Below are 26,896 nucleotides of genomic sequence, written 5' to 3' on the forward strand. Positions count from 1 at the left end.
CTTTGGGCTTGCGTAATTTTTTCGATCGGATCGAACCGAACTTTGAAAAAGGCGGTAAATGGGAAAAGTACTTCCCCATCTACGAGATGGTGGAAAGCTTCCTTTATACGCCGAAAACCGTAACGACCGCAGCACCTCATGCGCGCTCTTACGTGGATATGAAGCGGATCATGACCTATGTGGTCATCGCGACGATCCCCTGTATCCTGATGGCGCTGTATAACACGGGCTATCAGACCAATATGGCAATTGCCGAGTTCGGCCCCTCGGGCTGGCGCGCGGCGATCATTTCGGCTCTGGGCATTGGGTTTAACCCCGCCAGCGTCTTTGCCAATATGGCACACGGGCTGCTGTACTTCCTGCCGATCTACATCGTGACGCTGGTTGCAGGTGGTATTTTCGAGGTCATCTTCGCCACCGTGCGCAAGCACGAGGTGAACGAAGGTTTCCTTGTTTCCTCAATGCTTTACGCACTGATCGTGCCCGCAACTACGCCACTCTGGCAGGTCGCGCTGGGCATCATCTTCGGTGTTGTGATCGGCAAAGAGGTCTTCGGTGGTACCGGCAAAAACTTCCTGAACCCGGCTCTGACGGGCCGTGCGTTCCTGTACTTCGCCTATCCGGCCCAGCTGTCGGGCGACAGCGTCTGGGTGCCGGTGGACGGCTTCACTGGCGCAACCGCTCTAGCCGTATCTGCTTCGGACGGCGTTCAAGCTCTGGCTGCACGTGGCATCACCTGGTGGGACAGCTTCTATGGCTTCATCCCCGGCTCGATGGGCGAGACGTCGACCCTGGCCGCTATCCTTGGCCTGATCTTCCTTCTGGTCACAAAGATCGCAAACTACCGCATGGTCGTGGGCTGTTTGGCCGGGATGATTGGTTTCTCGCTGCTTCTGAACGCCATCGGTTCCGACACCAACCCGATGTTCGCCATGCCGTGGTACTGGCACCTTGTGCTGGGTGGTTACGCTTTCGGTCTGGTCTTTATGGTGACCGAGCCCGTTTCCGGCGCGCACACCAACATGGGCCGCTATATCTATGGCGCGCTGATCGGCTTCATGGTCGTGATGATCCGCGTCATCAACCCGGCTTTCCCGGAAGGCATGATGCTGGCGATCCTGTTCGGCAACGTCTTCGCTCCGCTGATCGACTATTTCGTCGTTCAGGCCAACATCAAACGCAGGGCAAAACGCCATGTCTGATAACGATCTGAACACCAACAAAGGCGCCATCCGCCGTTTCCTTGATGCACCGGCTGACTCGGTTGGCAAAACAGTCTTCGTGGCTGTCACGCTCTGCCTTGTCGCCTCGATGATCGTGTCGGCCGCCGCCGTGGCGCTGCGCCCGCTGCAAGAGGTCAACGCGCTGAAAGACAAGCAGATCAACATTCTGCAAGTCGCAGGCATCTATGATCCCAGCAAAGATGTGGTCGAGAGCTTCCAAGCTTTTGAGGCCCGCGTTCTTGAACTGGAAACCGGCGCCTTCACCGACGCGTTTGACGTGGCCAGCTTTGACGACCGCGCCGCTGCAGAAGATCCCGCAACCTCGGTCGCGCTGGACGAAGATCCGGCGGGCATCGTGCGTCAGGGCAAGTTCGTCACCGTTTATCTGCTGCGCGACGACGCGGGCGCGATCGACAAAGTGATCCTGCCGATCCACGGCTATGGCCTGTGGTCGACACTCTATGGCTTCATTGCGCTGGAAGAGAACGGCAACGACATCTTCGCCCTGCAATTCTATGAGCATGCCGAGACCCCGGGTCTGGGCGCCGAGGTCGACAACCCACGTTGGAAGTCGCTTTGGAACGGCAAGAAACTGGCCGATGAAAACGGTGATCTGCAGATCAGCGTGACCAAGTCGGTTCCGGCAGCGGGTGCAGATTATCACATCGACGCGCTGGCAGGGGCGACCCTGACCACGGTGGGTGTGCACAACCTTCTGAACTTCTGGATGGGTGAAAGCGGCTATGCTCCCTTCCTGGCAAATCTGAAAGCGGGGGATATCTAATGGCCCATAAACGCAGAGAGATGCTGATCGACCCATTGGTCGACAACAACCCGATCACCTTGCAGGTGCTGGGGATTTGTTCGGCGCTGGCGGTGACCTCGTCGCTTCAGGTGGCCTTCGTCATGGCCATCGCGGTGACCTTGGTGACGGCCTTCGCGTCGCTGTTCATTTCGATGATCCGCAGCCAGATCCCCGGATCGATCCGCATTATCGTCCAGATGGTGATCATCGCGTCGCTGGTTATTCTGGTGGATCAGGTGCTGAAAGCCTTCGCTTACGAGATCTCGAAAACCCTGTCGGTCTTCGTCGGTCTGATCATCACCAACTGTATCGTGATGGGCCGCGCCGAGGCGTTTGCCATGAAGAACGGCCCCATCGACAGCTTTATCGATGGCGTCGGCAACGGGTTGGGCTATGGCCTGATTCTGATGCTGGTCGGCGTGATCCGCGAGCTTTTCGGCTCGGGCAGCCTGTTTGGTGTGACCATTCTGGAGACCGTGAACAATGGTGGCTGGTATGTCCCCAACGGCATGCTGCTTCTGCCCCCGTCGGCGTTCTTCATCATCGGTCTGATCATTTGGGCCTTCCGCACATGGAAACCCGGTCAGGTCGAAGAGCGTGAATACAAAATTCAAACGGTCGAGGCCCACTGATGGAAGCGCTACTTTCCCTCGCCGTGAAGGCGATCTTCGTTGAAAACCTGGCCCTGTCCTTCTTCCTTGGCATGTGTACCTTCATCGCTGTGTCCAAGAAGATCTCGACCGCCATCGGTCTGGGCATCTCGGTTATGGTAGTGCAGTCGATCACGGTTCCGGCCAACAACCTGATCCTGACCTATCTGCTGGCCCCCGGCGCGCTTAGCTGGGCAGGCTTTGCGGATGTCGACCTGACCTTCCTTGGTCTGATTTCCTATATCGGCGTGATCGCCGCCCTGGTTCAGATCCTCGAGATGGTCTTGGATAAATACTTCCCGCCGCTTTACAACGCGCTGGGTGTGTTCCTGCCGCTGATCACGGTGAACTGCGCCATTCTTGGTGGCTCGCTGTTCATGGTGGAGCGTAGCTATGACTTCGCAGAATCGGTGACCTACGGCATCTCGTCGGGCTTCGGTTGGGCGCTGGCCATCACTGCGATGGCGGGCGTGCGTGAGAAGTTGAAGTACTCGGATATCCCGGATGGCCTGCAAGGGCTGGGGATCACCTTCATCACCGCGGGACTGATGGCGATGGCCTTCATGTCCTTCTCTGGCGTGAAACTGTAAGGGGCAAAAAGATATGGCAACCTTTAGCCTTGGCATCATCCTTTTCACCCTGATCGTTCTGGCGCTGGTCTCGATCATTCTGGCCGCCCGTTCGAAACTGGTGTCCACAGGTGACGTGAACATCACCATAAATGGCGAGAAGACAATCGCAGTTCCGGCTGGTGGTAAGCTTCTGCAAACGCTGGCCGAACAACAGCTGTTCGTGCCCTCGGCCTGTGGTGGTGGCGGGACCTGCGCACAGTGCCGTGTGAAAATCCACTCGGGTGGCGGATCGATCCTGCCGACCGAGGAAAGCCACATCACCAAACGCGAGGCCGCCTGTGGCGACCGCCTGTCCTGTCAGGTGGCCGTAAAGCAGGACATGGAAATCGAAGTCCCGGAAGAGGTGTTCGGCGTCAAAAAGTGGGAATGCACCGTGCGTTCCAACGACAACGTCGCGACCTTCATCAAGAACCTTGTTCTTGAACTGCCGGAAGGCGAAGACGTGAACTTCCGCGCGGGTGGTTACATCCAGATCGAAGCGCCTGCTCACAAGCTGAACTATAAAGAGTTCGACATTGGCGAAGAGTATCACGAGGACTGGGACAAGTTTAACCTGTGGCAGTACGAAAGCACCGTGTCCGAGCCGATCGAACGTGCGTATTCGATGGCGAACTATCCGGATGAAAAAGGCCTGATCATGCTGAACGTCCGTGTGGCCTCGCCGCCGCCGGGATCGCAGGGCATTCCTCCGGGCCAGATGTCTTCTTACATCTTCAACCTGAAGCCGGGCGACAAGGTCACCATCTCGGGTCCGTTCGGTGAATTCTTCGCCCGTGAGACCGAGAAGGAAATGGTGTTCATCGGCGGTGGTGCAGGTATGGCGCCCATGCGTTCGCACATCTTCGACCAGCTGAAGCGCCTGAAGAACAAGGATCGCAAGATCACGTTCTGGTACGGTGCGCGCTCGAAGAAAGAGATGTTCTTTGTCGAGGACTTCGACAGCCTTGCCGAAGAATTCCCGAACTTCACCTGGCACGTGGCCCTGTCGGATGCGCTGCCCGAGGACGATTGGGGCGGTTACACCGGCTTCATCCACAACGTCCTGCACGACGAGTATCTGAAGGATCACCCGAACCCTGAAGACTGCGAATACTACATGTGTGGTCCGCCCATCATGAACCAGTCCGTGATCAACATGCTGCTGGAACTGGGCGTAGATCGCGAAGACATCATGTTGGATGACTTCGGCGGATAAGCTGCCCGGGGTTCCCGAACAGACACATCAAAATGCCCCGGGCAATACTGGCTCGGGGCATTTTACGTTTACGGAACCGTCACTTAAAAGTTGAGCGGTTCTGTTGGCATTTGGTTGACCTTGTTGCGATGATCCCTAATCTGACAAGACCTTAAATCGGGGATTTCATGGTTTTAAGCTCAATTGGCGCTGGTGCACTGGAAAGGTTGCGTCAACGCGGACACACCCGCATCTACAAGAAGAAGGAAGTGGTGTTTCGCTTTGGCGATCCGGGCTTGACGCTTTTGATCGTCTCATCGGGAACGGTCGAAATCAGCGTTACAACAGCGGTTGGGCAGAAATCCATTTTGGGCGTGGCGACAGCCGGCGATGTGCTGGGCGATATCGCCTGTCTGGATGGCGGCCCCCGCAGTGCCGATGTGGTCGCCTTGGAAACCATGGAAGCGGTCGAGGTGCAGCGCCAAGACGTGTTGCAACTGTTCCGCGAGGATCCAGATAGCGCCATCTTGGTCATTGAAGCGCTTTGCCAGAAAGCCCGCAATGCCTCGGAAATGTTCGAGGTGCAGACCATGCAAAGCGGGCAGGCGCGTCTTGCGGCCTGTCTGCTAAGGCTGCTTCCGAACGCTGTACATGGTGAAGACGGTCATCTTGCCGTGAAGGCCAGTCAAAGTTGGCTTGGTGCCTATGCCGGCCTGACGCGCGAGAATGTAAACCGGCAGCTTAAGGCTTGGGCAAAGGACGATGTTGCCCGGTTTGAGAAGGGTTTCGTTGTGATCGAAGATCAGGATCGCTTGAGAGAGATTGCTCAGGGCGACGATCACTAGGCCTTACTTTCAAAATCGCACCAATAAGTTGAAAATGAATAAAAATCTTTCGATTTTCGCCAATCTGTGACGCGCGTCACAGGTGCGACATGTGCCGCGTGCTATCCAAAGGTAGAAGACGCTGAAAGCTTTTGGGGAAAGTTATTTTAGCACGCTTAGATAGATAGAGCTCGCTTTGGGTGGCGCTGGAAACGGCGTTTTGGAGTGAGAATTGGTCCCGACCTCCGGGGTGCCTAAGTGTCTTCCCCCGTCAGATGACGGACGGGGTTTGGTTGTGCCATTACTGGCTGCCGTGAGTGGTGAGGCGCTGCGTCAGCTCTGGGTTCTCAGGTCCAGAGGCGCCGACACACCTTAAGCCGATTGCGAAAGCTCTGTCCGGATATCGCGGATGGAGCTGTCCCACTCGTGCTCACCAGCAGACTCAGACAAATGCTCGGCCTGTTCCAACAGTTTTTGCGCTGTTTCGACATCTCCGTTCGCCACATGTGCCTTCGCCAACGCCGCCTTATAGAAGGGGGCGTTCAGGTTGGCCCCAATCATGCTGGCTTGCTCGGTTAGCATTTCCAGCATGGCCGGGGTTTCGGTCGTATTGCCCTGGTAAATCTGGATAATCGTCATCCAAACGCGCCCGATCAACGACCAGAATTGCGCTTGTTGTTCATCAGCAATTTCGATCCCGGCCTGAACTTCCTTGGCAGCCAGATCCAGATACCCACCCGCCAACAGAGCTTGCCCGCCAAAAACATGGATCCATGGGATCTGTGCGATGGCACCGATCGCTTTCAGGTGTTCTTGTGCTTGCGTCATGGCGGCTTGTGCCCCGTCCAGATCGCCTTCGCGGCTTGCCACATGGGCGTCCGCCGACAGAACCGAGGCCAGCGGATCTGCGCCCAGCTCTAGGAACAGGCGGCCGTGATCTTCGACGCGATAGATGGATTTCAACTGGGCGCTTCGCTCTGCGGCCAGGTCAAACTGCCCTGAATAGAGTGCATGGGCAGTCTCGTTCACCAACCACATGACTTTCAGCTCGTCATCGCCGTCGCGTGCAAGCTTCTCCATCATCTCGACATACTCGCCGCTCTCGCGCACGCGTCCATTGATGATGCGATGGGCAAACAGACCGTAGAGTGCGGTCATGCGCTGGCGGTCGGTGCCCTCGGCATAGGTGATGGCATCTTCCAGCAGCTGATAACGTTCCAGCACCACAGGGTGCGAGAAGCCCATGCGTTGCACCGTGGCGCTGGCCAGAAGCGACAGGATGGGCAGGTATTCGGGGCGCGAGACCTGCTCGGGTGCGGCCTGGTCTTCCATGTTCGCGCGTGCATGATCCAGATAGGCCATCGACTGGTCAAAGTTCACAGCCATCAGCATATGAATGCCCGCGGCGATGCATGCCGCCGGAAGGTTTTCATGGTCGCGTGCGGCCATGCGGTGGTCCGCGATCAGATGCGGATAGGCGCTGCAATAGTCCGGGTCATGGGTCTGCATGGCGTCCGCAAAGGACTTATGCAGAGAACGCCGACGTTTTCCCGGGATCATTTCGTAGGCTGCATCGCGCAGCAGGATGTGATCGAAAAAGAGGTTCTCTTCCCCATACGGATTGAAGATGCCGCGGATGGTCAAAATCCGCAGCTCATCGGCAAGGGACGGGCGATCAGGCAACAGATGCGCCACGCGTGCAGGGTGAAAATCGCGCCCCAAGATTGACGCGCATTGGATCACGTCTCGCAGAGCGCCGAAGCTGTTAATAATGGCCTGAAAGGTGGCTTCGATCGTTTGGGGCAGCTGTTGCGATCCGTCCTCGTTCCCGACCTGACGTGCGTGGGTAGCCAGTGCCGACAGGAACAAGGGATTGCCCTCGGCCGCTTCGATGATCCGGGCGCGCTTGGTATCGTCAAACTCGGGATAGGCGGATAGGGCTTCATGTGCGGCCTCCTCCGAAAGCGGAGCTAGATGGACCGCCGTGAGTGGGGCGTTTTCCAGCAATGTATCGATCTTCTCGGACGGGCGACTGGTAAGCACGATGCGTGGCGCGGTGCCGTCTGCCTGTAAAAGCGCCTGAAGGACTGCAATGGTGTCTTCATCGAACCAGTGAAAGTCGTCAAAGGTGAGGGCCGCCGTTCGGGTTTGCGCCAGTCCAGCCAGCGCGCGGGACGCCAATGTGATCCTGCGCGATTGCAATTGCTCGGGCGTCAGAAGAATGGGCTGAGCGGCCTGCAGGCCAAGCAGCCCGGCCACCACCATGATGTCTTGATCTTCGAGCGTGACCCCGATTGACTTAAACTGCGCCGCCAGGTCCTCAAGCGAAGATTGTGCATGCAGATCCAGCTCGCGCCGAAGGGTTTCGACCACAGGGAACAGCGCGGATTGCTGTAGGTTGGCACGGGCGTCAACCCGGACCACACCAGCGTTCTTCTGGGTGCGGCTGAAGGCGTCCAGCAGCACGGTTTTCCCGATACCCGCCGGGCCGATGATCGCATGGGCGCGGCTGGCGTCGTTTTGTAGAAGCGCAAGTTCCTTGTCGCGCTCCAACAGGTTAGAGCCCTCGGTGTGATCCTCTTGGAACTGGAAGCCGGTGACCTCGATCAGCTCGACCGGTTGGTCGATGCCTTTCAGAAGGCGCGTGTCATGCGATGCTTCATCAAGCCGCGCGAGCCGCGATAGGAAAGACTTCGTCTGGCCAGAGATCACAACGCCGCCCACAGGCGCCTGTTCTTGCAGGCGCGCGGCGCGGTTGACGTGCAGCCCGGTCAGCTGCGGAAACAGCGCGCCCTGCTGGCCGACGCGACACATGATCTGGCCGGTGTCGATCCCGACCCGGACCTGTTGACCGTTCACTTTCTCAGGCATGGATTTTGCAATCGACAGACCTGCCGCAATGGCCGACAGCGCCGAATCCTCGCCATCATGGTCCAGCCCGAAGCAAGACAGCACCCCGTCGCCATAGCGCTGTAGGACACGACCGCGATAGGTTTCCACCGTGTCATTCACCAGTTGGTGAAAGGCGGCGATGGTGTCGTCATAGGTCTCAAGCTCGGTCGAGTTCGCAAAGGCGGTCGAACCGACAAGGTCAATGAACTGAATGGTTAGGATGCGCAGTTCGGGATTGTCGTCCAAGGCGACGACCTCGGTCCCGCAATGGCTGCAAAACCGCGCGCCCTCATGCAGTGCTTCACCGCATGACATACAATTCATGGCATTCATATTTACCTCATCGACCTTTGACGCACCCATTCCCTTGCCATGGCCGCGTGACGGACCCGCTTGCTGTCCAGCGGGTTGGTCATCGCCCATGAGCACCATACCCGGAATGCACCGGGAAGGCGTTCACCAGTTTGCAACTGAAGCGGTGCCGCGTCAAACGAAGTTGTTGGAAAACCGTTAGGATCCGGGTCCTTAACCTCGATCTGGGCCGACACTGGCGCAACGTAAGCGCGGTCCAGTTGCAGGTCGAACGCGTTGTAGAACAGACGGCCCGACGCATTGCGGGTGACAAAGGTCATGTTCAGCAGATTCGAGATCGCCCCCTGTGCCGGGTGGCCGGGTAGGGGGTCCGGGTCCATGTGTTGTTGGAACGTGGCCTGCATTTTCATCCCGCGCGGGCCGGTGGCCGTAAAACGCGTGTTCTCAAGCTTGATGTCGGACCAGACCTTCGGCATCGCGTAGAATACCTTGCCTGCCATGATCGCCGACTTGCTGTTCACATAAAGCCTGCGTGGATAGAGAAGCGGCGCCTGCCGTGCCTCGGCGGTGCGGGTATAAGGGATGGCGAAGGTGGCCTCTCCATAGGGGGACATCGCCATGAAATCCGGAATGAACGACCCGCGCACGTTGTGATAGCTGCAGAACGACATGCCGACCGGGTGGTATCCGGGACGGGTCAGGGGGCTTGGCCCCAGCTCGATCCCCGGTGGCAGCATGGCCTGCACTTCTGCGCGCGGGACTTCGTAGAAGACGAACACGCCCGTCATTTCGCCGCGTGCAAAGAACGGGGTCAGCGGCCATTTCGTGCCCGAGACCGAGTTCGTCTGGAACATCGCCTTTTCCGACACGGTTTCTTCGCGGGCGATATCCTCGGCCCCGACATTCAACAGTTTCACGCCGGTAACGGCAGAGGCACAGGCGATGCCGGACATGGTCGCGCCTTCCACGCAGCCAGCGTTCAACCCGCAGCGCGTCCAGTCACCCGCCAGATAGAGGTTGGCAAAGCCGCTCTGCGAGGGCGCCAGCCGGTGATAGACGCTGTTTGTGACTGACAGCACATAGCGTTCAGACCCGAACATGTTCACGCGGGAATAAATCGCGGCGTCTTCGCTTTCGTGCAGAAGGCTGCGGTCAAACGTGCCGTCCTTTTCCGCCCCCGGCCAGAACTTCACCAGATCCTTGTCCATCCACCGCCCGAAGCTGTCGCGGAAGTCGTGGATGTCTTCGCCATCTGGTGCGGGTGAGCAAAAATAGGCGATGGATTTGGGATTGTCCGCGCCCCACTCCTCATGCGGGATCAGGTGGGACATGTCTGCCCATGTGTCCAGCGGCTCGGCAAAGCCGGTGATGACCGTCCGCATCGGGGAGGGGGGCAGGGATTTTTGCGAGTTATGCGCTTTCACGCGCTTTTCCCACCCTAGCTGTTTTGGCGTTTTGTTCAGCCACAGTTGCATTGCGTGGGTCGGGACCGTCTTGACCCGGTCCAGCATGTTGCGCCAACGCTCGGAGGCGATGGACAGCTCTTGTGACATATAGGGCAGCGACCCGATCGAGGCGCCAAGGATGACAAGGTCGAAATCCTCGCCCCGTTTCAGCGTAAACGGCTCGCCCTTCGGCGGCGTGCGCTCGCTTTCAAAGTTGATGCCGCTGGCTTTCAGGGCCGCTCCGTCCACCAGCTGATCCCACAAGGGTTCCGAGGGCCAGCAGGGCAGACCATCCACGTCGACCAGCGGTTCGTAGCTGCCGGATTTCACCTTGGCCTGCCGCACCATGCTGATGCGCTCAATATGGGTGCGGTCTTCGTCCAGATGCAGATTGCGAGCGGCGTTGAAGAACTCGAACTTCACGCCCAGCTCTTTCAAGACCAGATAGTAAGGGCCGAAGATCGTATCACCCATCCCGGCCTGCATCTTGTGAAAGATCGCACCGGAATAAGTGAAGATCAGCCGTGTCATGGCCCGCAAGGCCGTGCCCGCGCCAGCATCACCCTGACGTTCGGTGTTGCCCATCGGGAAGCCAAACACGAAGTCATAGCAGCCTCGGATCGACACCCATTTCAAAGCTTGATCGCTGACCCCGTTCATGCGCAGCCAGTCCGAGAACTCCCACTGGTCCAGCACGTCATAGCCATTGGTGAACGTGTCCGAGCTGACCACCCCGTGCATATAGCCCAACCCGATATCCAGAAGGTTCAGGCCCCGGCGCACACTGTCGCGGGCCATGTTTTCAGGCGTCTGCTGGCTGTGCACCTCGGCCTGCACATCTTCGATGATCTCAAGCAACAGGTCCGCGTTGTGCGGCCCCACAGGAAGGCCGGCCCCCGGCAGGGCCTTCAGATGCGACAGGATGCTTTCATGTCCGTCCAACAGGCCATCCGGAACCTCGATCCCCAAGGGCCCATCCGCGCCGCCTTCCAGCTCGCCCCGGCGCAGGAACTCGATCATGATCTGCAAAATCCGCATCATCATCTCGAAAGGCGAGGGGACCTCGGTCTCGTTCCCCGGCACCTCGTCATATTCAGGTAGATCAATTACCCAAGGGCGCCACGGGTTTTCGTTCGGGTCGTCGGTGGGGACGTGTTCGGCCAGGAACAAATGCGACAGCGGCTTGAACGCCTTGTCCATCGTGCCAAGAGGGTCACTTTTCTTGCGCAGTCCCAGCTCGACCATCTGTTCATAACAGCGGCGCATGTTGCGAAAAGCGTTCTGATAAAACCCGGCCCAGACATGCAGCCCGTGTTCCTCGATCCGCTGCCCAAACTCAGCGTTGCGCCCGCTGGCGCCTTTTCCGCCCGTGCGCCATCCAAGCTGATAGACGGTAATGTCGTATTTCTTGTCCCAATCCGGCGTTTGCGTAATGGCGTAAATGGCCGTCATGGCCCCGACACCGCCACCAATCACGGCGATCTTTTGCTTCTCCATATTGCGTCCCCAATAATTCGATGCTGCATAAAGCGATCATTTCAAACTGTTGATTTTGGTTAACTGGTATTAACCTTTGCTGATAAGGGCTCATCCACCAACATTTTCGTGTCCAAATGCAGGCGAAAAGCGAATATTTTTAAGGGTTTAGCAACTTAAAATTGAAACATGCGTCATGCCGCACGTGGCGCATGTGAAATGTCGGTGGAAGCGTGTTCTCAGAGCGCGGCTGCATACAGAGATGTTTGTCAGCGGGTTTTGGGAAAGAGGATTGGCTGGCCGCTGATAGGATCGAGCTGACTTGCCCTTCACGCGCAAAGCAGCGGACCGAAGGACCAAAATCCAATCATGGACTAACAATCTAATGGGGCCAATCAGGTTGGGTTAATCGCGGACGGCCTGCGCAATGACTTGGTCCCAACGCGCCAAGATCTGCTTGGGCGCCAAGCGGTCACGGTTGATCGCCGCTTGTCCAGCCATATGCGCGCGCAGCGTGCTGTCTTGCATCAAGCGTATCACCGCATCAGCCAAAATGGGCACGTCGTCCACAGGGACCAGCAGCCCGTTTTCTCCGACGACGATCATCTCGCGCGGGCCGAAATCGCAATTCGTGGACACGACCGGAAGTCCGGCGACGGTCGCCTCGGCTAAGACATTGGGAAAGCCTTCGAAGCGCGATGGCATGATTAGAAGATCGGCCTGAGACAGCCAAGCTCCGGGGGTAGGACTGGCGCCGGGAAGGGCGACGTGATCCTCTAAGCCCAATTCAGCGCGCAGGGCTTCCAAAGCGCCGCGCTGAGACCCTTCGCCATGGATCGTCAGCATTGCCTTGGGCTGTGCTTCCACGATCTCAACCATCGCGCGCAACAGAACATCAAAGCCCTTCTGCGTATCAAGCCGCCCAACAGCAACCAGACGATTGCCATGTGGGTCGGGCCGCGCCGGATGGTCTGGATTGGGGGCGCAGGGATTTGGGATTACGTTGGAGCGGACCTGTGCCGATTTGGGCAAGTCAGCCTGCGCCCGTTCGGTCTGCATAACGGCGCAGGCCGCGCGGCGCACCAACAGGTTCTGCGCGTGTCGCCAGATGGGATGGGCATTCTGGGCGCGCGGGTTGTTGCGTTCCGATATCACGACGGGTGTCGCAGTGCCGATCGCCGCAATAAGGCTTAGGACATTGATCTTGGTTAGAAAGGACAGAACCACGTCGGGGCGGGTGGTTTTGATAGTGCGCCGGATCATACGGAACCGTGCCAAGGGATTGCTTCCCTTGGCCCCGTCTGGCAGCAGCAAGCGAACGGTTTCGGGATAGGGGAAATAGGACCCGTCATCGGGCATATCGAATCCCATGACCGTCACTTCATCCCCCATTTGGGCGCGATGTGCGGCGATCATGGCGACGACTTTCTCGGCACCGCCCGCGCCAAATCCACCTTGTACAACCAGGATCTTCACGCGCTTTTCCGCCCAAATGGCGCCAGTGGATCCAGCTCTTCCATTGCGTCGATCACCCGCGACAGTCCCACGCGCAGATCTAGGCTGGGGCGCCAGCCGATCAGGTCGTGTACCCGGTCCGAGGTCAAGCAGAGTTCATGACCCGTCTCGGGGTGTTGTGGATGCAGGGTGACAAGGTCCGCTGACGCGCCGGTCAACTCCAGCACCAGTTCGGCCACCTCGCGCATGCTGTGGGCGGTTGCGGATCCCAAGTTCATGAGGTCGGGAAGCGGGCCATCAACCCGGCCAAGGCTGATCAGGGCCGTGACGATATCAGACACATGCACCAGATCGCGGCGATCCTCGGGCCGTTTGATGTCGAACGGCTCGCCCGCCAGACAGGATTCGATCAGGGACGGGACAATGAAGTCGCCGGCCTGATCCGGCCCATAGGTCAGGGCCAAACGCGCGGTTGTGGCTTGGAACGGAAGGTGCGGACGCGCAGCGTTCAGGTAATGGGTGCCCGCCAGCATGGATGCTGCATAAGCGTTGGTTGGCAGTGTTTGTGTGTTCTCATCTTGCGGTGCCGAGGCGCGTCCATATTCCGCGATGCTGCCTGCGCGGATGAAGGTCTTTGGCGGGATTTGTAGCGCGTCAGCAGCCCGGATCATGGTCAAAAGCGGCGCGACATTTGCTTCGTGCGCGGTTGTCAAATCACGAAGCGGGTCCGAGGACAGGAACCGGGTCTGCGCGCTGAGGTGATAGATCACGTCCGGTGCGATCTGCGCCATCTGCCGCGTGACGCCATCCAGATCCAGCGGGTTGATCCAATAGATCCCGATCCGCGCGGCGATGTCTTGCAAGCGTGCAGTGGATGAGCCCGGGCGTGAGAGCACGGCGACCTCGTCGCCGGCCTCGACCAAGGCGCGTACCAAATGCGAGCCGATAAAGCCCGTGCCGCCAGATATGAGGACGCGACGGCTCATGCGCTCAGACCCTTCTGATGCGTCTCGTCGCGGCTGCGCCATTCGCGAGCCACCGTGGCGGGCAGATTAGCGCCCAAACACATTGGCTGATGGCTAGCCCGATCGGCAGACGAACAGTAAGATTGAAGAACGGGAAGTCGGACCCTTTCGAACATGCCGCCATAGTGTGAAGGAACAGTGTCGAACATCATTTCCCTCACATCGCAAGGGCGGTGATGTCTGACGGACGTTCCTCGTTAAACCGTAACCATGGCGGAGTTTCCTCTTCGCATAGATCATCCAGCATGTTGCGATCCCGAATTGTGTCCATGGGATGCCAGAAGCCTTCATGTTTGAAAGCCATAAGCTCGCAATCCTGTGCCATTTGACGCAAAGGGGATTGCTCGAGTGGCTCCATGTCATCGACAAAGTAATCCATGACTTCAGGCTCAAAAATAAAGAATCCGCCATTAATCCAAGTGTCGCTTTGGCTAACTTTTTCGGTGAAGGCTTCTACGCGCTCTCCATCCAGTTCGATCCCACCGAACCGCGCAGGAGGCTGCACGGCGGTGATGGTTGCCAGCTTACCGTGCGATTTGTGAAACTCGATCAGCGCGTTGATGTCGATGTTTCCCAGCCCGTCCGAGTAGGTGACCATGAAGGGGCCGGGTCTTAGCCATTCTTTCAGACGCCGAATGCGCCCACTGCTCATGGTACGGGGGCCTGTGTCCACGACGGAAACATTCCACCCGCCGGGCGAGGCAGGCACGAAGTCCATTTTACCGCTGTCCAGGGATACGGTGATGTTGTTGGCGACCAGATGGTAGTTCGCAAAATATTGCTTGATACATAGGGACTTGTATCCTGCCGCGACGATGAAATCATTGTGCCCAAAATGACTGTAGATATCCATGACGCGGGTGATGATCGGACGGCCTCCGACCTCGACCATTGGTTTTGGGATAGTGACGGTTTCCTCAGCCAGACTCGAGCCCAAGCCACCGGCTAGCAAGATTGTCTGCATAGTTCGGTCCCCCCTTTGAAAGAAGTTTGAACGCAAATGAAATTCGCCCCGATCAGTGCCACCCTAGGGACGTGGTGTTGAAAAGTAATTGGTTGAAAAGGTTGATGGATGGGGATCATTCAAAACGTCCCCCGGGTTGAAGAAAAACGCGACCCTCGCCGTAGCGATTGCTCAGGCCGTGTACGGAAACCTCGCGATAGCCATGCGCCTTTGCGTAATTCAAAAGCGGTGCTTCCAGTGTGCGTTCATAGCCCAAAAGGAAGGCGGCGGGCGGTTCCCGGTCAAATACGGATGAGATCTGGTCCGGTCCGGCCATCACATAGTGTTTGGCGAGATCCGGGTCGGTATGTTCCGCGATGCGATAGGCAAATAGCCCCGTGGCCAGTTCGGGATAGACGTCCAGCCCAGCCTCAAGCGGATAGATCGGCAGGAAGGTTGCGACTTTGCCGTTGACGATGCCGTGGTCGGTCATGGTTGTGGCAAGGGCGCGTCCACCGGCAAGCGTACGCTGCGGTGTCGAGGTGCTGGCCCCCAAAGTGGTGCGCAGATCCGATGCCAGCCACGGCAGGGCGGTTAGCACACAGAGAAGCGATGCAGCCGCCAGAATCGGGCGGGTATAGTCATGCTTGGACCATGGCACGCGGGCAAATATCAACGCGGCTATAATGGGCAGAACCACAATCGGCGTGGTGTAGTCTTGCGGGAAACCGGGCGTCGGCAGAAAGCTCATCGCGGCGGTGGTCATAAGCGTGCCAAGCGTGACCAGAACCGGGCCTATTGTATGTTGGTCCGCATTGCGCTGCGCTGCCGGTCCGGTAAACGCCATCCAGCCAAAGCACAGAATGACGAAGCCAATAATCAGCGGCACGCCTTCCAGCCAGATCCCATAGGCAAGTTGTGCTTTTGCGCCCAGTTCCACCGCCAAGCCGGGTTCGGTCAGGCGGTTGACCTCCCAATTGGAGGCATGGGGGCCGGTGTGGAATTGGATGATATGAGCCAGGAATTGTTGCGGATCGGACAAGAGCAGGGTGAACAGGGGCAGGGCGCCGACCAGTCCCCCGATCAAGATCGGAAGGGCTACATGGCGGACACGCAGTTTGAAGGGAAGGGCTGCGGGCAACAGGAACGCAGCGATCGCGACGGGCGGGATGAACGCAACCGCGCTGACCTTTATGCCCGCCGCGATGGATAGGCACAGGCCCGAGGCAAACAGACGCGCGGTGCGCAGCCGACGCGCGTTCAGCTCGATCAGGAAGAAGCCAAGCCCGGCAAGGGCGAAAGGCAGTGGCAACAAAATGTTCGAGGCCGCCATGCCGGGTTCGTTCATCAACGGATGACAGGTCAACACAGCGACGGCTGAAAACAGCGACAGCCGCGTCGATCCGGACAGTCGCAGGGTCAGCCAGCTGGTCACGCCCGCCAACATCAGCCATGCGGCAAAGATGCCCATCCGGGCCGAGAACAGAAGCCCTCCGGCCCCGAAGATCAGGTCGAAGCCGCGGAAATACCACGCGGAATAGGGGACGTGGTTATAGAAGATGTCTTGGTAGAGCGTCAGGTCATCCATCAGGGGGGCAGGGGTGGCGAACATCATCTCGTCATGGCGCAATCCATAGCCCATCAGTCGGCCATAGACCGCCGCCAGAAGCATGGCCAATCCGAAAACCAGTGCAATCTGTCCCAAGCGGCGGGCGACAGGATCGTCCAGAGAATCTACATTTGCAGAGCCTGATATATCTAACTTAAACAGCTCGGTGACACTCATGAGGGACACTCTCCACCGTTGCCAGCGCTTCCCACAAGATACCCGGTGACAAGGCTGCCGGATCGGCTGCGCCTTGCAAGAAAGGAAGTAGCGACCGCCCAGATCATGACGCCAACTCGGCATAGTCGAGACCCTTGGGAAGTCTCGCATCACGATCAAGTGGCTCAACGCCCATGTGTTGCATCAAGATGGAGTTAACAAGATGCACATCATAGGTCCGGCAGGCGTGTTCGCGTGCGGCATGACCCATGGCGGTCGCAAGGGTGGGATCGTCGATGAATCGTTTCATCGTCTGCGCAAGGGCGTTTGCGTCCCCTTGAGGATATACCAAACCAGACACGCCGTCTTGGGTGGCTTCGCCACAACCGGGGGCGTCTGTGGTGATCACAGCGCGTCCACTGGACATGGCCTCAAGGATCGACCGCGGAACGCCCTCACGCAGCTCGGTCGGCAAGACAAACACGCTGCACTTGGCCAGATACGGACGTACGTCGCGTGTCTCGCCCAACCAGTTGACCAACCCGCGTTTCTGCCAGTCGGCAAAAAGATCGGGGTCAATGGCGTCAGGGTTGCTGTCTGCCGGTCCCAAAATGTCGATGTCACACTCATGCCCTTGGGCACGAAGAATTTCAGCGGCTTTGCTAAGGGTCAAAAGCCCTTTGCTGCGCAACAGCCGTCCAATGAATAGAAACTTCGCACGTCCTTCAGGGACGGGAGTTTCAGCAAAGCGCCGCGTGTCCACGCCGGATCCGGGGACGTCGTGCAGCGGCACGCGGTCCGGAATTAGGTGAAAGCGGCGGATGTCGCGCCGGTCTGCCGAGTTGTAGCAAAACGCGCCATGAATGCGGCGCAGGGCCAGCCGGTGCAGTAGAATCGACAGGCCGCGGACGCGCTTGCGCCGCCCTGTCGGGTTCTCTTCCATGAAGCTATAGCCAAGCCCCGTGAACAGCGCATATCGATGCGGGACGCCTGCGATTTGCGCGGCAAGGCTGCCGTAGATGTTGGGCTTCATGGTGTAGGATATCACCAGCTCGGGCTTCTCTTTTTGAAAGAAGCGCACAAGTGCCCACAGCGTGCCCAAGTCGCGTAGGGGATTGGTCCCGGTGCGGTCCATCGGAATGGGGCAGGGCCGCACGCCATTCTCGCGCAGGGTTTGGGCGGTCTCGTCATCGATATCGGCGGCAGCGGCCAGCACCTCGTAACCATTCGAGGCAAGCCGGCGGATCAGGTCGAGGCGGAAATTCACCAAGGACCAGCCAAGGCTTCCCAGAACCACGGCCTTTTTCGGCGCGTCATGCGCGGTCGACATATGTGTTTGAGATGCCCCCGACATGGCCGTCACTCACCCGCCCACAGGCTTGTGCGGGAGGCGATACCAGTTTGAGCCAGACGCTGGGGACCAGCAACCGGTGCGGGATAGGACGGACGGTAGCTGCGGATGCAGTGCACGTTCTCGCGCGGGGTATCATCGGCATGGTCGCCATACCCCGGACACAGGTCGATCAGCTGACGACGCACGGCGGCTTCGTCGCCTGCGCGCGCGGCGGTTTCCAGCGCGACGATTGCAGAGCGCAGATGCGAAATCGGGATGCCATCCGGCAGGGCGCTTTCGACGGATTCGATGCCACTGTCGCGACGCTCCTCGGCCTTGTCGAACAGCTCTTCAAACAGCTTCTCGCCCGGGCGGATGCCGACAAAGTCGATGTCGATATCGCGGTAAGGCTCAAGCCCGGCCATACGGATCATGCGCTCGGCCAGATCGACAATTTTCACCGGCTCACCCATGTCCAGAACGAAGATCTCGCCCAGACCCGAATTGCGGGCCAGCCCTTTGGCGGCCGCCACCACGGTCAGTTGCACAGCCTCACGGATGGTCATGAAGAACCGTTCCATCCGGCGGTCGGTCACAGTCAGCGGACCACCCTCTGAGATCTGCTTTTGGAACAGCGGGATCAGCGAGCCAGACGAGCCCAGAACATTGCCGAAGCGGACCGAGAAGAACCGCGTCTGCGCGTTCGATTTCTGGCTTTGCTTCTGATAAGTGATGCGGTCCTGTGCCTGAGCATAGAACTCGGCCACACGTTTGGTGGCGCCCATCACATTAGTGGTGTTCACCGCTTTGTCGGTCGAGATCTGGACCATCGCAATGGCGCCCACATCGCGTGCGGCATCTGCCACGTTGCGCGTGCCAATGACGTTGGTCAGCACACCTTCGCAGGGGTTCAGCTCGACCATCGGAACGTGCTTCAGGGCCGCGGCGTTGAAGACCAATTCGGGCTTATAGCGCTGGAATACGGACTGGACGCGCTGGGCGTCACGGATGCAGCCCACATGCACTTGACGGTTCACATCGGGATAGTTTTTCCCAAGATCCATATCAATCGAGTAGGCGTTGAACTCGCAATTGTCTAACAGCACCAAAAGAGACGGGTCGAAGGATGCGATCTGGCGCGACAACTCGCTTCCGATCGATCCACCTGCCCCAGTAATCAGCACCCGGCGCCCTTCGATCATCTGCCGCAGCAGCGACCGCTCCACGGCTTTCTGCGGACGGTTCAGGATGTCTTCTGGATCGATCGCGCAGAGCTTGATTTCGGTGTCCCCCGCGTGATCCAGCGCCGGATCGGCAAGGCCCGGAAGGCGCGAGATCTTGATGCCATTCGAGGTCGCCCATGACAGCAATTCGAAGATGCCTTTGTTATCGAAATAGGACACGTCCTCGGTCAGTAGGATTTGCTTCGCCTGCAGATCGCAGTCTTCCAGCGCCTGGATGGCCCGTTTGGGTTCGCGGATCGACCCCAGAATGCGCGCGCTGTGGAAATGCAAACCGGTCGAACCGGCTGCGTCGTCAATGATCCCAACCGGAACATAGGTCGAGCTGGTCCGGTCAAGTGAGCGCAGAAACAGGTCACAATTCGTGCCGGTGCCAACAAGAACAACAGGTATCTGTTGCTCTGCAATGCGATCGGCCTGCTTGGTGCGGCGCACCAGCTCGCGGTGGCGTGCCACAATACGCAAGGCACCGGTGAACGGGATCGTTGCGAGGAACTGAATAATGAAGATCGAGAAAGTGATCGGTGCCAGCGCTGGAATTTGCGTGGCGATCAGGATCTGAACGCAGATGGCCACAATTGCCCCGCGTGAAATCACCATCACATCGTTCAACGAGGTCGAGCGCGAATGGCGCGTATAGAACCCCATCACGGTAAACACGACAAGATTCACGATGCTTGCCAAAAGCATCATCGGCACCATCACCGCAAACAATTCCGAACTGACCGATCCGCCTTGCGACAGGCTGATCGCGGCAAACACAGCTGACGCCGAGGCAATCATGTCTCCGGCGACGAGTTTGCGGTTGGCACATAGCTCGATCTTTTTCTGAGCGAACCAGTACTTCAGTGCTTTTTGTATTCCGGTGCGAGCAGACGCATTGCCTTCACGAGAAGGCCCGAACCCCATTCCATCAAGCATTTTTAGAACCCTTTTCGGCTCTGAGAGAAAAACATTTTTAAAATTTCGTGACGCTCCAGGGGCGCACGACAGAAATCCATACCTTCAGTGATGTTGAACCGGCTGACATTTTCCGACGCGGGTGGCCGGACAATGTCAGCCGTAGAGTCTAACAAATAAAATTGTTCAACATCTCTTCACACTCGTTACTACGTGCCCTCACCAAAACCATTTACTGTGCCAAAATCTGGCAAACACAAAACCGCACTTAAAAATGCGCGCGGATATACAACTGGGGCGGAGAGCACAGACACAAAATTCTTTTGCTATTGAGAAACAGACCCACCCCTGGAAGCTTCGATGAAAAATCAAAACGTAACCTGTTTCAGCGAGATTCAGCTTAGCGCAAGTTTCGCCTTATTTCTAACAAATTGTAGACACGTACTGTTTCCTTTTTTGAAACTTACAATGATAACAGTGCCTTACGTTTCATTCAAAGCGGGTTGTGGGAGCGGCTTGCGCCGTAATGGCGCCCTCGGATGGCATGAAAAATCTAGAATACGAAAAGGTGCCAATAGGTGAATCAACCATAAGTTTGTCTCGAAAGAATCGGTTCTTGGCACTCACCAGAGGGGATTTTCAGTTGATTAGCTGACCCCGTGCTGACTTGTCATGAGCGTGAAGGCTCAAATCCATTCTTCCTGAACAAGGTGTGTGAAACTACTGAGAGTTGGTGGTCAACGAAGTGGCGCGTGAGACTTCTATTGTGTCACCTGGCCAAAGCGGATCGGTGGGGGCGATGACCAGCGTGAGGGGCGTGCCGTCGACCATCCGTGTGACGCGATACTCGGTCAGTTCCTCTGCCAAGGGGTCAGGGACGGCCAAGCCGCTTGCGACCGCTTGGGCGCGCAGGGCCTCGGACGTGGCAAGGCGGATATCCAGACGGGCAATATCGCGGTCGACTCGGTTCAACTGTTCCAGAGTGCGCGCGCGGGCGTCATCGGTCAGGGCCAGCGTGTCGCGCTCGGCGCGGTTTAGCTGTTGGCGGGCAGTCAGGCGCGCGATTTCAAGCTGAAGCTTTTTGCTTTCCAGATCGTTCAGCGCGGTGGTCAGCGCGTTCACCCGCGTGTTCACGGTCAGCCCACGTTCTTTCAGCGAGGTCACATCGGCAAGTTCGGCCGTGGTGCGTTCGATCTGTTCGGTTCGCAGAGTAATCTGCTCGGTCATCCGGTCGATCTGTTCGCGCAGAACGTCTTGCAGGTCGCGCAACCGGTCAGCCTGTGCTGCCCGTGCTTTTTGGGTGGCGTTCAGAATATCGCCTTCAATCCCGCGCGGGCGGGGGCGGATCGACGTGACCAATCCGTCGGACGCGCGATCCAGATCCTCAAGGTCTGCCAGCAACCGGGTTCGTTCTTCCTGAAGGGCTTTGATCTCGACCTCTAGCCTGCGCACTTCACCGCCCAACCGCATGGTGTCCTGCGCAAATGCGCCTGCATTGCTGGGGCTCAGACGGACCAATCCGCTGGCCAGCGCCAAGGCCTGCTGTGCTGTCAAACCGGGGCGATAGGCATACGATCCGGGCGACGCGACTTCGCCCAACACGAAAATCGGCTGGTGGCCAGTGATTTCGATCCCCACACGCGGGGCAGGCGTGATCGCCAATTTACGCTCGATTTCGAGTTCGATTTGCCGCGCCAGCGCGGGCGCGGTTTGTCCAGCCGCGTTGATACTGCCGATTAGGGGCATGGACAGGACGCCCTCGGTCGAAATGCGATACTCGCCCGAGACACCGTCCAGCACCGTAAAGGCGTTCCGATCTCCGTCCCAGCGCAGCACACGCAGGCGCAGTTCGTCCTGCACGTGAAGTTGATACTCGGCGGCTCGGGCATGATCCGAGAGGGCAAGCAGGGAAAGGATCAGGGCCAAAACTAAGGAAACGATGCGGATCATGGGCGTACTCTTTTATTAGGAAGGACCGAGATTTTGGGTTGGTTCAGACCTTCAAATTGATGTGTGATGGACCGACGGAAAGGCGACTTCGAAGGGGTTTGGTGCTTGGTCATGACAGCACCTCGGACGTGGGCACATTTGTGTGACGTGTCTTTTCGCGCAGCGTTTTGATGACCAACCAGCTGGAGGCTGCCAACCAGAAGGCGTTGCTGAAAAGATGGCTAAGCGCGGCGCCATTTACGCCGAATGCCATGACCAACGGGAATATCAGGGTGAAGAAGAGTGTTGCCGTCGCCACGCCGATCAACATCAGCTCTCGATCGCGGCCAAGGCTAAGAAGAACCGGGGTCAGGATGACGCCTGCCAAGAAAAGTGCCACCGCCACGGCCTGAATTGACACGACGGGGGCGGCAGAAATGAAGGCCTCGCCAAAGGCCGTGTCCAGAATGGGATCGATGTAGATTAACACCGGGACGAGACCTGCCAGCAGGATTGTGCAGAAGCCAATGCTGATCCAGAGCGCCGTTTTTTTGATGCGGAGATAATTGCCTTCGGCGGCAAGTCGGGTGAATTCGGGAAAGATGGCCTGTTTGATAGGGCGGCCGAGACGGATTGCGGCGTCTCCGCATCGACGGGCAATGTGGTAATGACCAACGAAAGTTGGCGCGACAAGGGCACCAAGGATAATCACATCCAGGCGCTGTGTCGTCTGACGCAGAATTACAGCGATGTTCGCGTTCCACATGAAGCGCAAGAAGCCCGGGTTCTGACGCAGCGTGACAAGAAGATTTCCGAATTTCGGTTTTTGCCCACGCTGCCGCATCTCGCGCTGCCCAAACAGGAACGCGACCACTCCATCGGCAAAGCTGCACAGCACAAAGATGATCACGAAGTGAAGCAACGTGCCGCCGAGCAACCAAGCGATCACGAACAAAGCTAAACGGAACAGCGCCGTTGCGATGTCGATCTTGGCGAGCAGGTCAAACCTGTCTTGGAGCCTGAGCAGAGCAATGCCGGTGGCGCGCAGCGAAACGACCATTGCAAGTGCGCCAAGGGGTAACAGATGTGTGCCACTGCCATCCAATCCAATGGGGGCAGCCACAATTGGGGCCAGCAACAGGATAAGGGCCGCGGCGGCCAGACCTCCGATCACATCAAGCACGATGGATAGTCCCACCAGTCTTTCGAAGCGGAGGGTTTCTTCGTTGGTCAGGGCTGCACTGCCAAACTGAATGACGGCCTGCCACGGTTCGAAATGGACGAGCCGCGCGTTGATCCGGGCAAAGGCCTCGATCAGGGCAAGAGCGCCCAATCCCGCAGCCCCCAGCGCGCGCGCGGACACGGCAAGTGAAAGCATACCCAAAACCGCAATCGCAATCTGCGAGGAAAATATCCATTTCAGATTGCGAACAAGGCGCTTGGCGATCTTGTCGCGTGGGAGGGTATGAAGCAGACGTTGGATCATTCGAGGTCTCCGGCACGCAACGCCAGCCACGTTTCTACATGGCTAAGCGCACTGCCCGGCGGGCGCGCCCACGGGTTGTTTGGCTGATCTGGCGACAGGCCGGGCGCGGCCGCTTCATAGCTATCGGGCAATCCGTCCTGATCGCTGTCCACAATACGCGGCGCGCGGGGATACGTGGGCCATCCGCCAACCTCGTCCGGGCTGTTAATCACGCGGCCACGGCAGTTCAGAGTGTCATTGATCACCTGCTGATCCAGTGAATCCAAATGGACATCACCGGGCATCCGATCGCCTGCTGTCGCAAGGACTTTTTCAAGCACATCCTTTGCGTGGTAAAGCGGAGCCGAAAAAGGGCCACTGGTCGTTGGAATGAGCCGGGCCTTGGCTGTCGGGTTCAGAACGGCAAAAGTCCGTGGGGTGCACCCGGTGGGCGTGCCGGTTTTGTTGTCGAATGCCATGATAGACAGGCGCCATTTGCGTTTCCACTCAAAGGCCTGAACGGCCTCGGGCGTCTTTGCGATCGTGCTTGGACCGCTGAGCGCAACATTGCCCCCATAAACAATCCTTGCATCCCCCAGTAGGTCGTAGAACTCGCCGAACTGGCTTTTGGGATTGTAGAAAACATTGTTCAAAACTTCGATCGGCCCCACGTCAGTGCCCTTGATGTCCGGCATCCGATCGCGGTGATGTGCAAATAGATTTCGCGCAATCGTGATCCGGCCGCAAATGCTCGACTTTCCGTCGAACGAGCAGATCAGCGCGCCTTTCGAATGTTTGCCCTTCGGGTGCGTGCTGCGATCCAAACCGTGCGCAAGGATGCTGTCGGCAAGCGTCACGTCAACGACGCGTCCACCGGAGACATGAATATTGAAGGTCTCGTCTGTGGCGAAGTTCATCGAGAGGTTCCCAAGATACACGTTCCTAGAGTCTTCAACCGTAATAGCGTCCACATTGGCTGATGGTGTGACGCTTGGGCCGGGGCGGACCTTCAGAAAGCGGATCACCACGTCGCGTGCGTTTTTTACAATCAAGGGGGTTCGGGTCGAATTTCCGTTGCGAATTTGGATACCCTTGCCGGGCGCAGTTTGTCCCGCGATGTAGATGTTCGAGCCAACGAGGATCGGGGTATCTAGCTGGATCGTCCCTGACACGCGGAAAACACAGATGCGTGGACGGTCACCGTTTTGGGCACAGGCGCGCAGACTGCCAGCGCCGCTATCCGCCAAGGTTGTTACCTCGATAATGTCGCCCCCTTTCCACGCCACAGCCTTGGCCCCGAAACCAAGTGCACCGGGAAACGCAACACTCTCGGCCAGCGCTGGACCGCAGTAGGCAAAAAGCCCCAAGCCGGCAACAACCGAGGCGGCTGGAGCAAGTCTTAACCGACGTCTCCCGCGGGGATTACGAATAATATCCCTCGCCATAGTTGTAGTATTGAGCATACCCACCATATCCCAATCGTTGATGTCTGCGCGTATCTACGTCGTTGATCAGGGTCGCCGTGATTGGCAGTCCTTCTCGTTTTAATCGTTCAACAGAATCCACCAGAACGCTTTCCGGCGTGCGCCCCCAGCGCACCACTTGCCAAATTTCGTCCGCCAAAACGCCAATGCGGACCGTATCGTCCACGACCAGCACGGGCGGTGTGTCGACAATCACCAGATCATATTTTTCCCGCAACTCGGCTCTAAGCGTCGCCAGTTGCGCGCGCTGTGCTTTCAGGTTGGATCCGCTGCGCGCGTCCACCGAAAGAAACTCCAAGCCCTCGACGGTCTTGCCCCCCAAACTGACGGGGCTGGGGGTGACGTCGCCCGCAAGGACGTCGGCGATTTTCGCAGGTTTGGTGTTCGCCTCGAGCAGTTTCGATGCCGCCTCGCGGTGGCTGTCCATGTCGATGATCAAGGTGCGCAGTCCATCCAGTGCGGCCGACACGCCCAGCGCGACGGTGACCGTGGACTTGCCCTCATGGGGCAGGCCCGAGGTGATCATGACGACCCAGCCTTCATTGTTGTCGTCAAACCAAAGACCCGTGGCGCCACGCACCGCTTGGGCAAACATCGTATGGGGTTTGGCGATCAGGAACTTGGCCACGCCCTCGTGGCGCATCGCACCAGCATCGCGCCCAATGCGCGGCAGGAAACCAGCATTCGGCAGGCCGGAAATGCGCATGGTCTGCGCTTCGTTCCACAGCCGCCGGTTCATCAGGTCCAGAATAAGCGCGACAACAAAGGCCAGAACCAGCCCGCCAACCGCCGCAATCACCAGCGCAGCTTTCTTGTTCGGCCACGAGGCCGCAACAGGCGGCCGGGCGACCGAGACCTGCCGCGCCCCCTGTGAGACCAGATTGATCTGGGTTTCAAGCTCGTTCAGCTTCTCTATAGCCGTTTGATAGCGCAGACGCTGCACGTCCAGCAGACGCTCGCGGCGCATCTGTTCCAGCTCGGCGCGGGTGCGTTCCTGAAGCTCGGCTTCGACCCTTACCAACTCGCCTTGAAGTTGCTCGGCATCTTGGTTCGCATCCGCGGATTTTAGGAACGTGGTCAGATACTGAATCTGCGAGCGCAGCCGGTCCGGAAGCTGGTCATCATCCAGCTTGTTCTCGCGGATGAAATTGGCCAGCTCGACCTCCGCCACCGTCATCTCTTCCCCCAAGGTCTCGACGCGTTCGCGCAGGAAAACGATGGAGTCTGAAACGCTGGCACGTTGTTCGGCCAGGTTGTTTTCAATGTAGACCGCTGGGATCGCGTTGGCGATGTCGGCGGCAAGACGTGCCGAGTTCGCGGTGGCAATGACGTCGATTGCCCGGCTCTCGCCCGAGCGTATTACGTTGTAGGACGCTTGTATTTTATCGATCACCTGTTCTTGACGCAGGGCCGGGTCAATCGCCCGGTCATCGGTTGGCGGCGACACAAAGCTTGGGTCGTCATATAGGCCCAGATGCTCGGCAAGTTGATTGGCAAAGGCGCGTGATTTCAGGACGTCCATCTCGGTTTCGATCACGGCACGTGACAGTTCGAAGCTTTCCAGCTGGGTGTCCGTCTGGCGCACACGGGTATCAAGCCCGGTCAAAACCAAGGTCGCGCGCGCGGTAAAGCGTTCTTCCAGTCGTTCGACAACGATGTAGGTGACCGCGACGATAGCAAGGACAATCAGAATGATCAGGCGAAGGTACCGACGCAGGATCAGCCAAAAGCCATCCAGCCCAATGCGATCAAAGTCATTCGAACCGCTTTCATCGCCACCGATATGTGCGTCGATCTTCATGAATCAATCTCCATTCGGGTCACGACTTGTTTCCGAATGGCGAAAACACGATGACGACGTTTACAAGAAACGCGCCACATAACCCCTATCAACTTCTTTTCCGCCATCCGGCGGGCCACCCC

18 protein-coding genes are annotated in these 26,896 nt (G+C 58.2%); 6 read left to right on the forward strand and 12 right to left on the reverse strand.

What is annotated here, in order from left to right; genetic code table 11:
• Positions 1-2 precede the first annotated feature (2 nt).
• The 6 genes from Q0677_RS08600 to Q0677_RS08625 all read left to right on the forward strand — a co-directional run bounded on the left by Q0677_RS08600 (position 3) and on the right by Q0677_RS08625 (position 5,329).
• Positions 3-1,202, forward strand: a complete 1,200-nt coding sequence (locus Q0677_RS08600; protein ID WP_298908461.1) for an NADH:ubiquinone reductase (Na(+)-transporting) subunit B — start codon at positions 3-5, stop codon at positions 1,200-1,202.
• On the forward strand, positions 1,195-2,007 hold the full coding sequence (locus Q0677_RS08605) for a Na(+)-translocating NADH-quinone reductase subunit C (RefSeq protein WP_298908463.1): 813 nt from the start codon (positions 1,195-1,197) through the stop codon (positions 2,005-2,007). Before Q0677_RS08600 ends, Q0677_RS08605 begins: the two co-directional genes overlap by 8 nt.
• Positions 2,007-2,660 (forward strand): NADH:ubiquinone reductase (Na(+)-transporting) subunit D, encoded by a 654-nt coding sequence (locus Q0677_RS08610; protein ID WP_133489397.1) that lies wholly within the window; start codon positions 2,007-2,009, stop codon positions 2,658-2,660. The genes Q0677_RS08605 and Q0677_RS08610 overlap by 1 nt, the downstream gene beginning before the upstream one ends.
• Complete coding sequence (nqrE, locus tag Q0677_RS08615) at positions 2,660-3,268, forward strand: NADH:ubiquinone reductase (Na(+)-transporting) subunit E (RefSeq protein ID WP_108856976.1); 609 nt, start codon at positions 2,660-2,662, stop codon at positions 3,266-3,268. The genes Q0677_RS08610 and nqrE overlap by 1 nt, the downstream gene beginning before the upstream one ends.
• 13 nt (positions 3,269-3,281) lie before the next feature.
• Entirely contained in the window at positions 3,282-4,505 is a 1,224-nt protein-coding gene (nqrF, locus tag Q0677_RS08620; protein WP_298908467.1) for an NADH:ubiquinone reductase (Na(+)-transporting) subunit F, read from the forward strand.
• Positions 4,506-4,672: 167 nt separating this feature from the next.
• A complete protein-coding gene (locus Q0677_RS08625) occupies positions 4,673-5,329 on the forward strand; it encodes a Crp/Fnr family transcriptional regulator (RefSeq protein WP_298908470.1) in 657 nt (218 codons plus the stop codon).
• Positions 5,330-5,680: 351 nt separating this feature from the next.
• On the opposite strand, the gene Q0677_RS08630 is transcribed toward Q0677_RS08625, so the two are convergent.
• The 12 genes from Q0677_RS08630 to Q0677_RS08685 form a co-directional block, all read right to left on the reverse strand.
• On the reverse strand, positions 5,681-8,524 hold the full coding sequence (locus tag Q0677_RS08630) for an AAA family ATPase (protein WP_298908473.1): 2,844 nt from the start codon (positions 8,522-8,524) through the stop codon (positions 5,681-5,683).
• A gap of 11 nt (positions 8,525-8,535) precedes the next feature.
• On the reverse strand, positions 8,536-11,454 hold the full coding sequence (locus tag Q0677_RS08635) for an acetoacetate decarboxylase family protein (protein ID WP_298908475.1): 2,919 nt from the start codon (positions 11,452-11,454) through the stop codon (positions 8,536-8,538).
• Between the two features lie 384 nt (positions 11,455-11,838).
• Positions 11,839-12,909 (reverse strand): glycosyltransferase family 4 protein, encoded by a 1,071-nt coding sequence (locus Q0677_RS08640; protein WP_298908480.1) that lies wholly within the window; start codon positions 12,907-12,909, stop codon positions 11,839-11,841.
• Complete coding sequence (locus Q0677_RS08645) at positions 12,906-13,874, reverse strand: NAD(P)-dependent oxidoreductase (protein WP_298908484.1); 969 nt, start codon at positions 13,872-13,874, stop codon at positions 12,906-12,908. Before Q0677_RS08645 ends, Q0677_RS08640 begins: the two co-directional genes overlap by 4 nt.
• A 196-nt stretch (positions 13,875-14,070) precedes the next feature.
• Positions 14,071-14,877, reverse strand: a complete 807-nt coding sequence (rfbF, locus tag Q0677_RS08650; protein WP_298908486.1) for a glucose-1-phosphate cytidylyltransferase — start codon at positions 14,875-14,877, stop codon at positions 14,071-14,073.
• Positions 14,878-14,992: 115 nt separating this feature from the next.
• Positions 14,993-16,642, reverse strand: coding sequence for a hypothetical protein (locus Q0677_RS08655; RefSeq protein WP_298908490.1), 1,650 nt, complete (start codon positions 16,640-16,642; stop codon positions 14,993-14,995).
• 103 nt (positions 16,643-16,745) lie between these two features.
• Positions 16,746-17,975: a glycosyltransferase family 4 protein gene (locus tag Q0677_RS08660; protein ID WP_298908493.1), complete on the reverse strand. Its 1,230-nt coding sequence runs from the start codon at positions 17,973-17,975 to the stop codon at positions 16,746-16,748.
• Between the two features lie 5 nt (positions 17,976-17,980).
• A complete protein-coding gene (locus Q0677_RS08665) occupies positions 17,981-20,116 on the reverse strand; it encodes a nucleoside-diphosphate sugar epimerase/dehydratase (RefSeq protein ID WP_298908495.1) in 2,136 nt (711 codons plus the stop codon).
• 699 nt (positions 20,117-20,815) lie between these two features.
• The gene (locus Q0677_RS08670; protein WP_298908498.1) at positions 20,816-22,045 is read right to left on the reverse strand and encodes a polysaccharide biosynthesis/export family protein; all 1,230 of its coding nucleotides are present in this window, start codon (positions 22,043-22,045) and stop codon (positions 20,816-20,818) included.
• Between the two features lie 109 nt (positions 22,046-22,154).
• Positions 22,155-23,510 (reverse strand): oligosaccharide flippase family protein, encoded by a 1,356-nt coding sequence (locus Q0677_RS08675; RefSeq protein WP_298908501.1) that lies wholly within the window; start codon positions 23,508-23,510, stop codon positions 22,155-22,157.
• Positions 23,507-24,961: a hypothetical protein gene (locus Q0677_RS08680; protein WP_298908504.1), complete on the reverse strand. Its 1,455-nt coding sequence runs from the start codon at positions 24,959-24,961 to the stop codon at positions 23,507-23,509. The genes Q0677_RS08675 and Q0677_RS08680 overlap by 4 nt, the downstream gene beginning before the upstream one ends.
• The gene (locus tag Q0677_RS08685) at positions 24,912-26,774 is read right to left on the reverse strand and encodes an AAA family ATPase (RefSeq protein ID WP_298908507.1); all 1,863 of its coding nucleotides are present in this window, start codon (positions 26,772-26,774) and stop codon (positions 24,912-24,914) included. Before Q0677_RS08685 ends, Q0677_RS08680 begins: the two co-directional genes overlap by 50 nt.
• Positions 26,775-26,896 lie beyond the last annotated feature (122 nt).

Source organism: uncultured Aliiroseovarius sp., assembly GCF_947492455.1.
GTDB lineage: Bacteria > Pseudomonadota > Alphaproteobacteria > Rhodobacterales > Rhodobacteraceae > Aliiroseovarius.

Bases quoted from the DNA above. Each gene is read 5' to 3' on its own strand.
- Q0677_RS08605 (WP_298908463.1), top strand. From the start codon at position 1,195: ATGTCTGATAACGATCTGAACACCAACAAAGGCGCCATCCGCCGTTTC.
- Q0677_RS08610 (WP_133489397.1), top strand. From the start codon at position 2,007: ATGGCCCATAAACGCAGAGAGATGCTGATCGACCCATTGGTCGACAAC.
- nqrE (WP_108856976.1), top strand. From the start codon at position 2,660: ATGGAAGCGCTACTTTCCCTCGCCGTGAAGGCGATCTTCGTTGAAAAC.
- nqrF (WP_298908467.1), top strand. From the start codon at position 3,282: ATGGCAACCTTTAGCCTTGGCATCATCCTTTTCACCCTGATCGTTCTG.
- Q0677_RS08625 (WP_298908470.1), top strand. From the start codon at position 4,673: ATGGTTTTAAGCTCAATTGGCGCTGGTGCACTGGAAAGGTTGCGTCAA.
- Q0677_RS08630 (WP_298908473.1), bottom strand. From the start codon at position 8,524: ATGAATTGTATGTCATGCGGTGAAGCACTGCATGAGGGCGCGCGGTTT.
- Q0677_RS08635 (WP_298908475.1), bottom strand. From the start codon at position 11,454: ATGGAGAAGCAAAAGATCGCCGTGATTGGTGGCGGTGTCGGGGCCATG.
- Q0677_RS08645 (WP_298908484.1), bottom strand. From the start codon at position 13,874: ATGAGCCGTCGCGTCCTCATATCTGGCGGCACGGGCTTTATCGGCTCG.
- rfbF (WP_298908486.1), bottom strand. From the start codon at position 14,877: ATGCAGACAATCTTGCTAGCCGGTGGCTTGGGCTCGAGTCTGGCTGAG.
- Q0677_RS08655 (WP_298908490.1), bottom strand. From the start codon at position 16,642: ATGAGTGTCACCGAGCTGTTTAAGTTAGATATATCAGGCTCTGCAAAT.
- Q0677_RS08660 (WP_298908493.1), bottom strand. From the start codon at position 17,975: ATGTCGGGGGCATCTCAAACACATATGTCGACCGCGCATGACGCGCCG.
- Q0677_RS08665 (WP_298908495.1), bottom strand. From the start codon at position 20,116: ATGCTTGATGGAATGGGGTTCGGGCCTTCTCGTGAAGGCAATGCGTCT.
- Q0677_RS08670 (WP_298908498.1), bottom strand. From the start codon at position 22,045: ATGATCCGCATCGTTTCCTTAGTTTTGGCCCTGATCCTTTCCCTGCTT.
- Q0677_RS08675 (WP_298908501.1), bottom strand. From the start codon at position 23,510: ATGATCCAACGTCTGCTTCATACCCTCCCACGCGACAAGATCGCCAAG.
- Q0677_RS08680 (WP_298908504.1), bottom strand. From the start codon at position 24,961: ATGGTGGGTATGCTCAATACTACAACTATGGCGAGGGATATTATTCGT.
- Q0677_RS08685 (WP_298908507.1), bottom strand. From the start codon at position 26,774: ATGAAGATCGACGCACATATCGGTGGCGATGAAAGCGGTTCGAATGAC.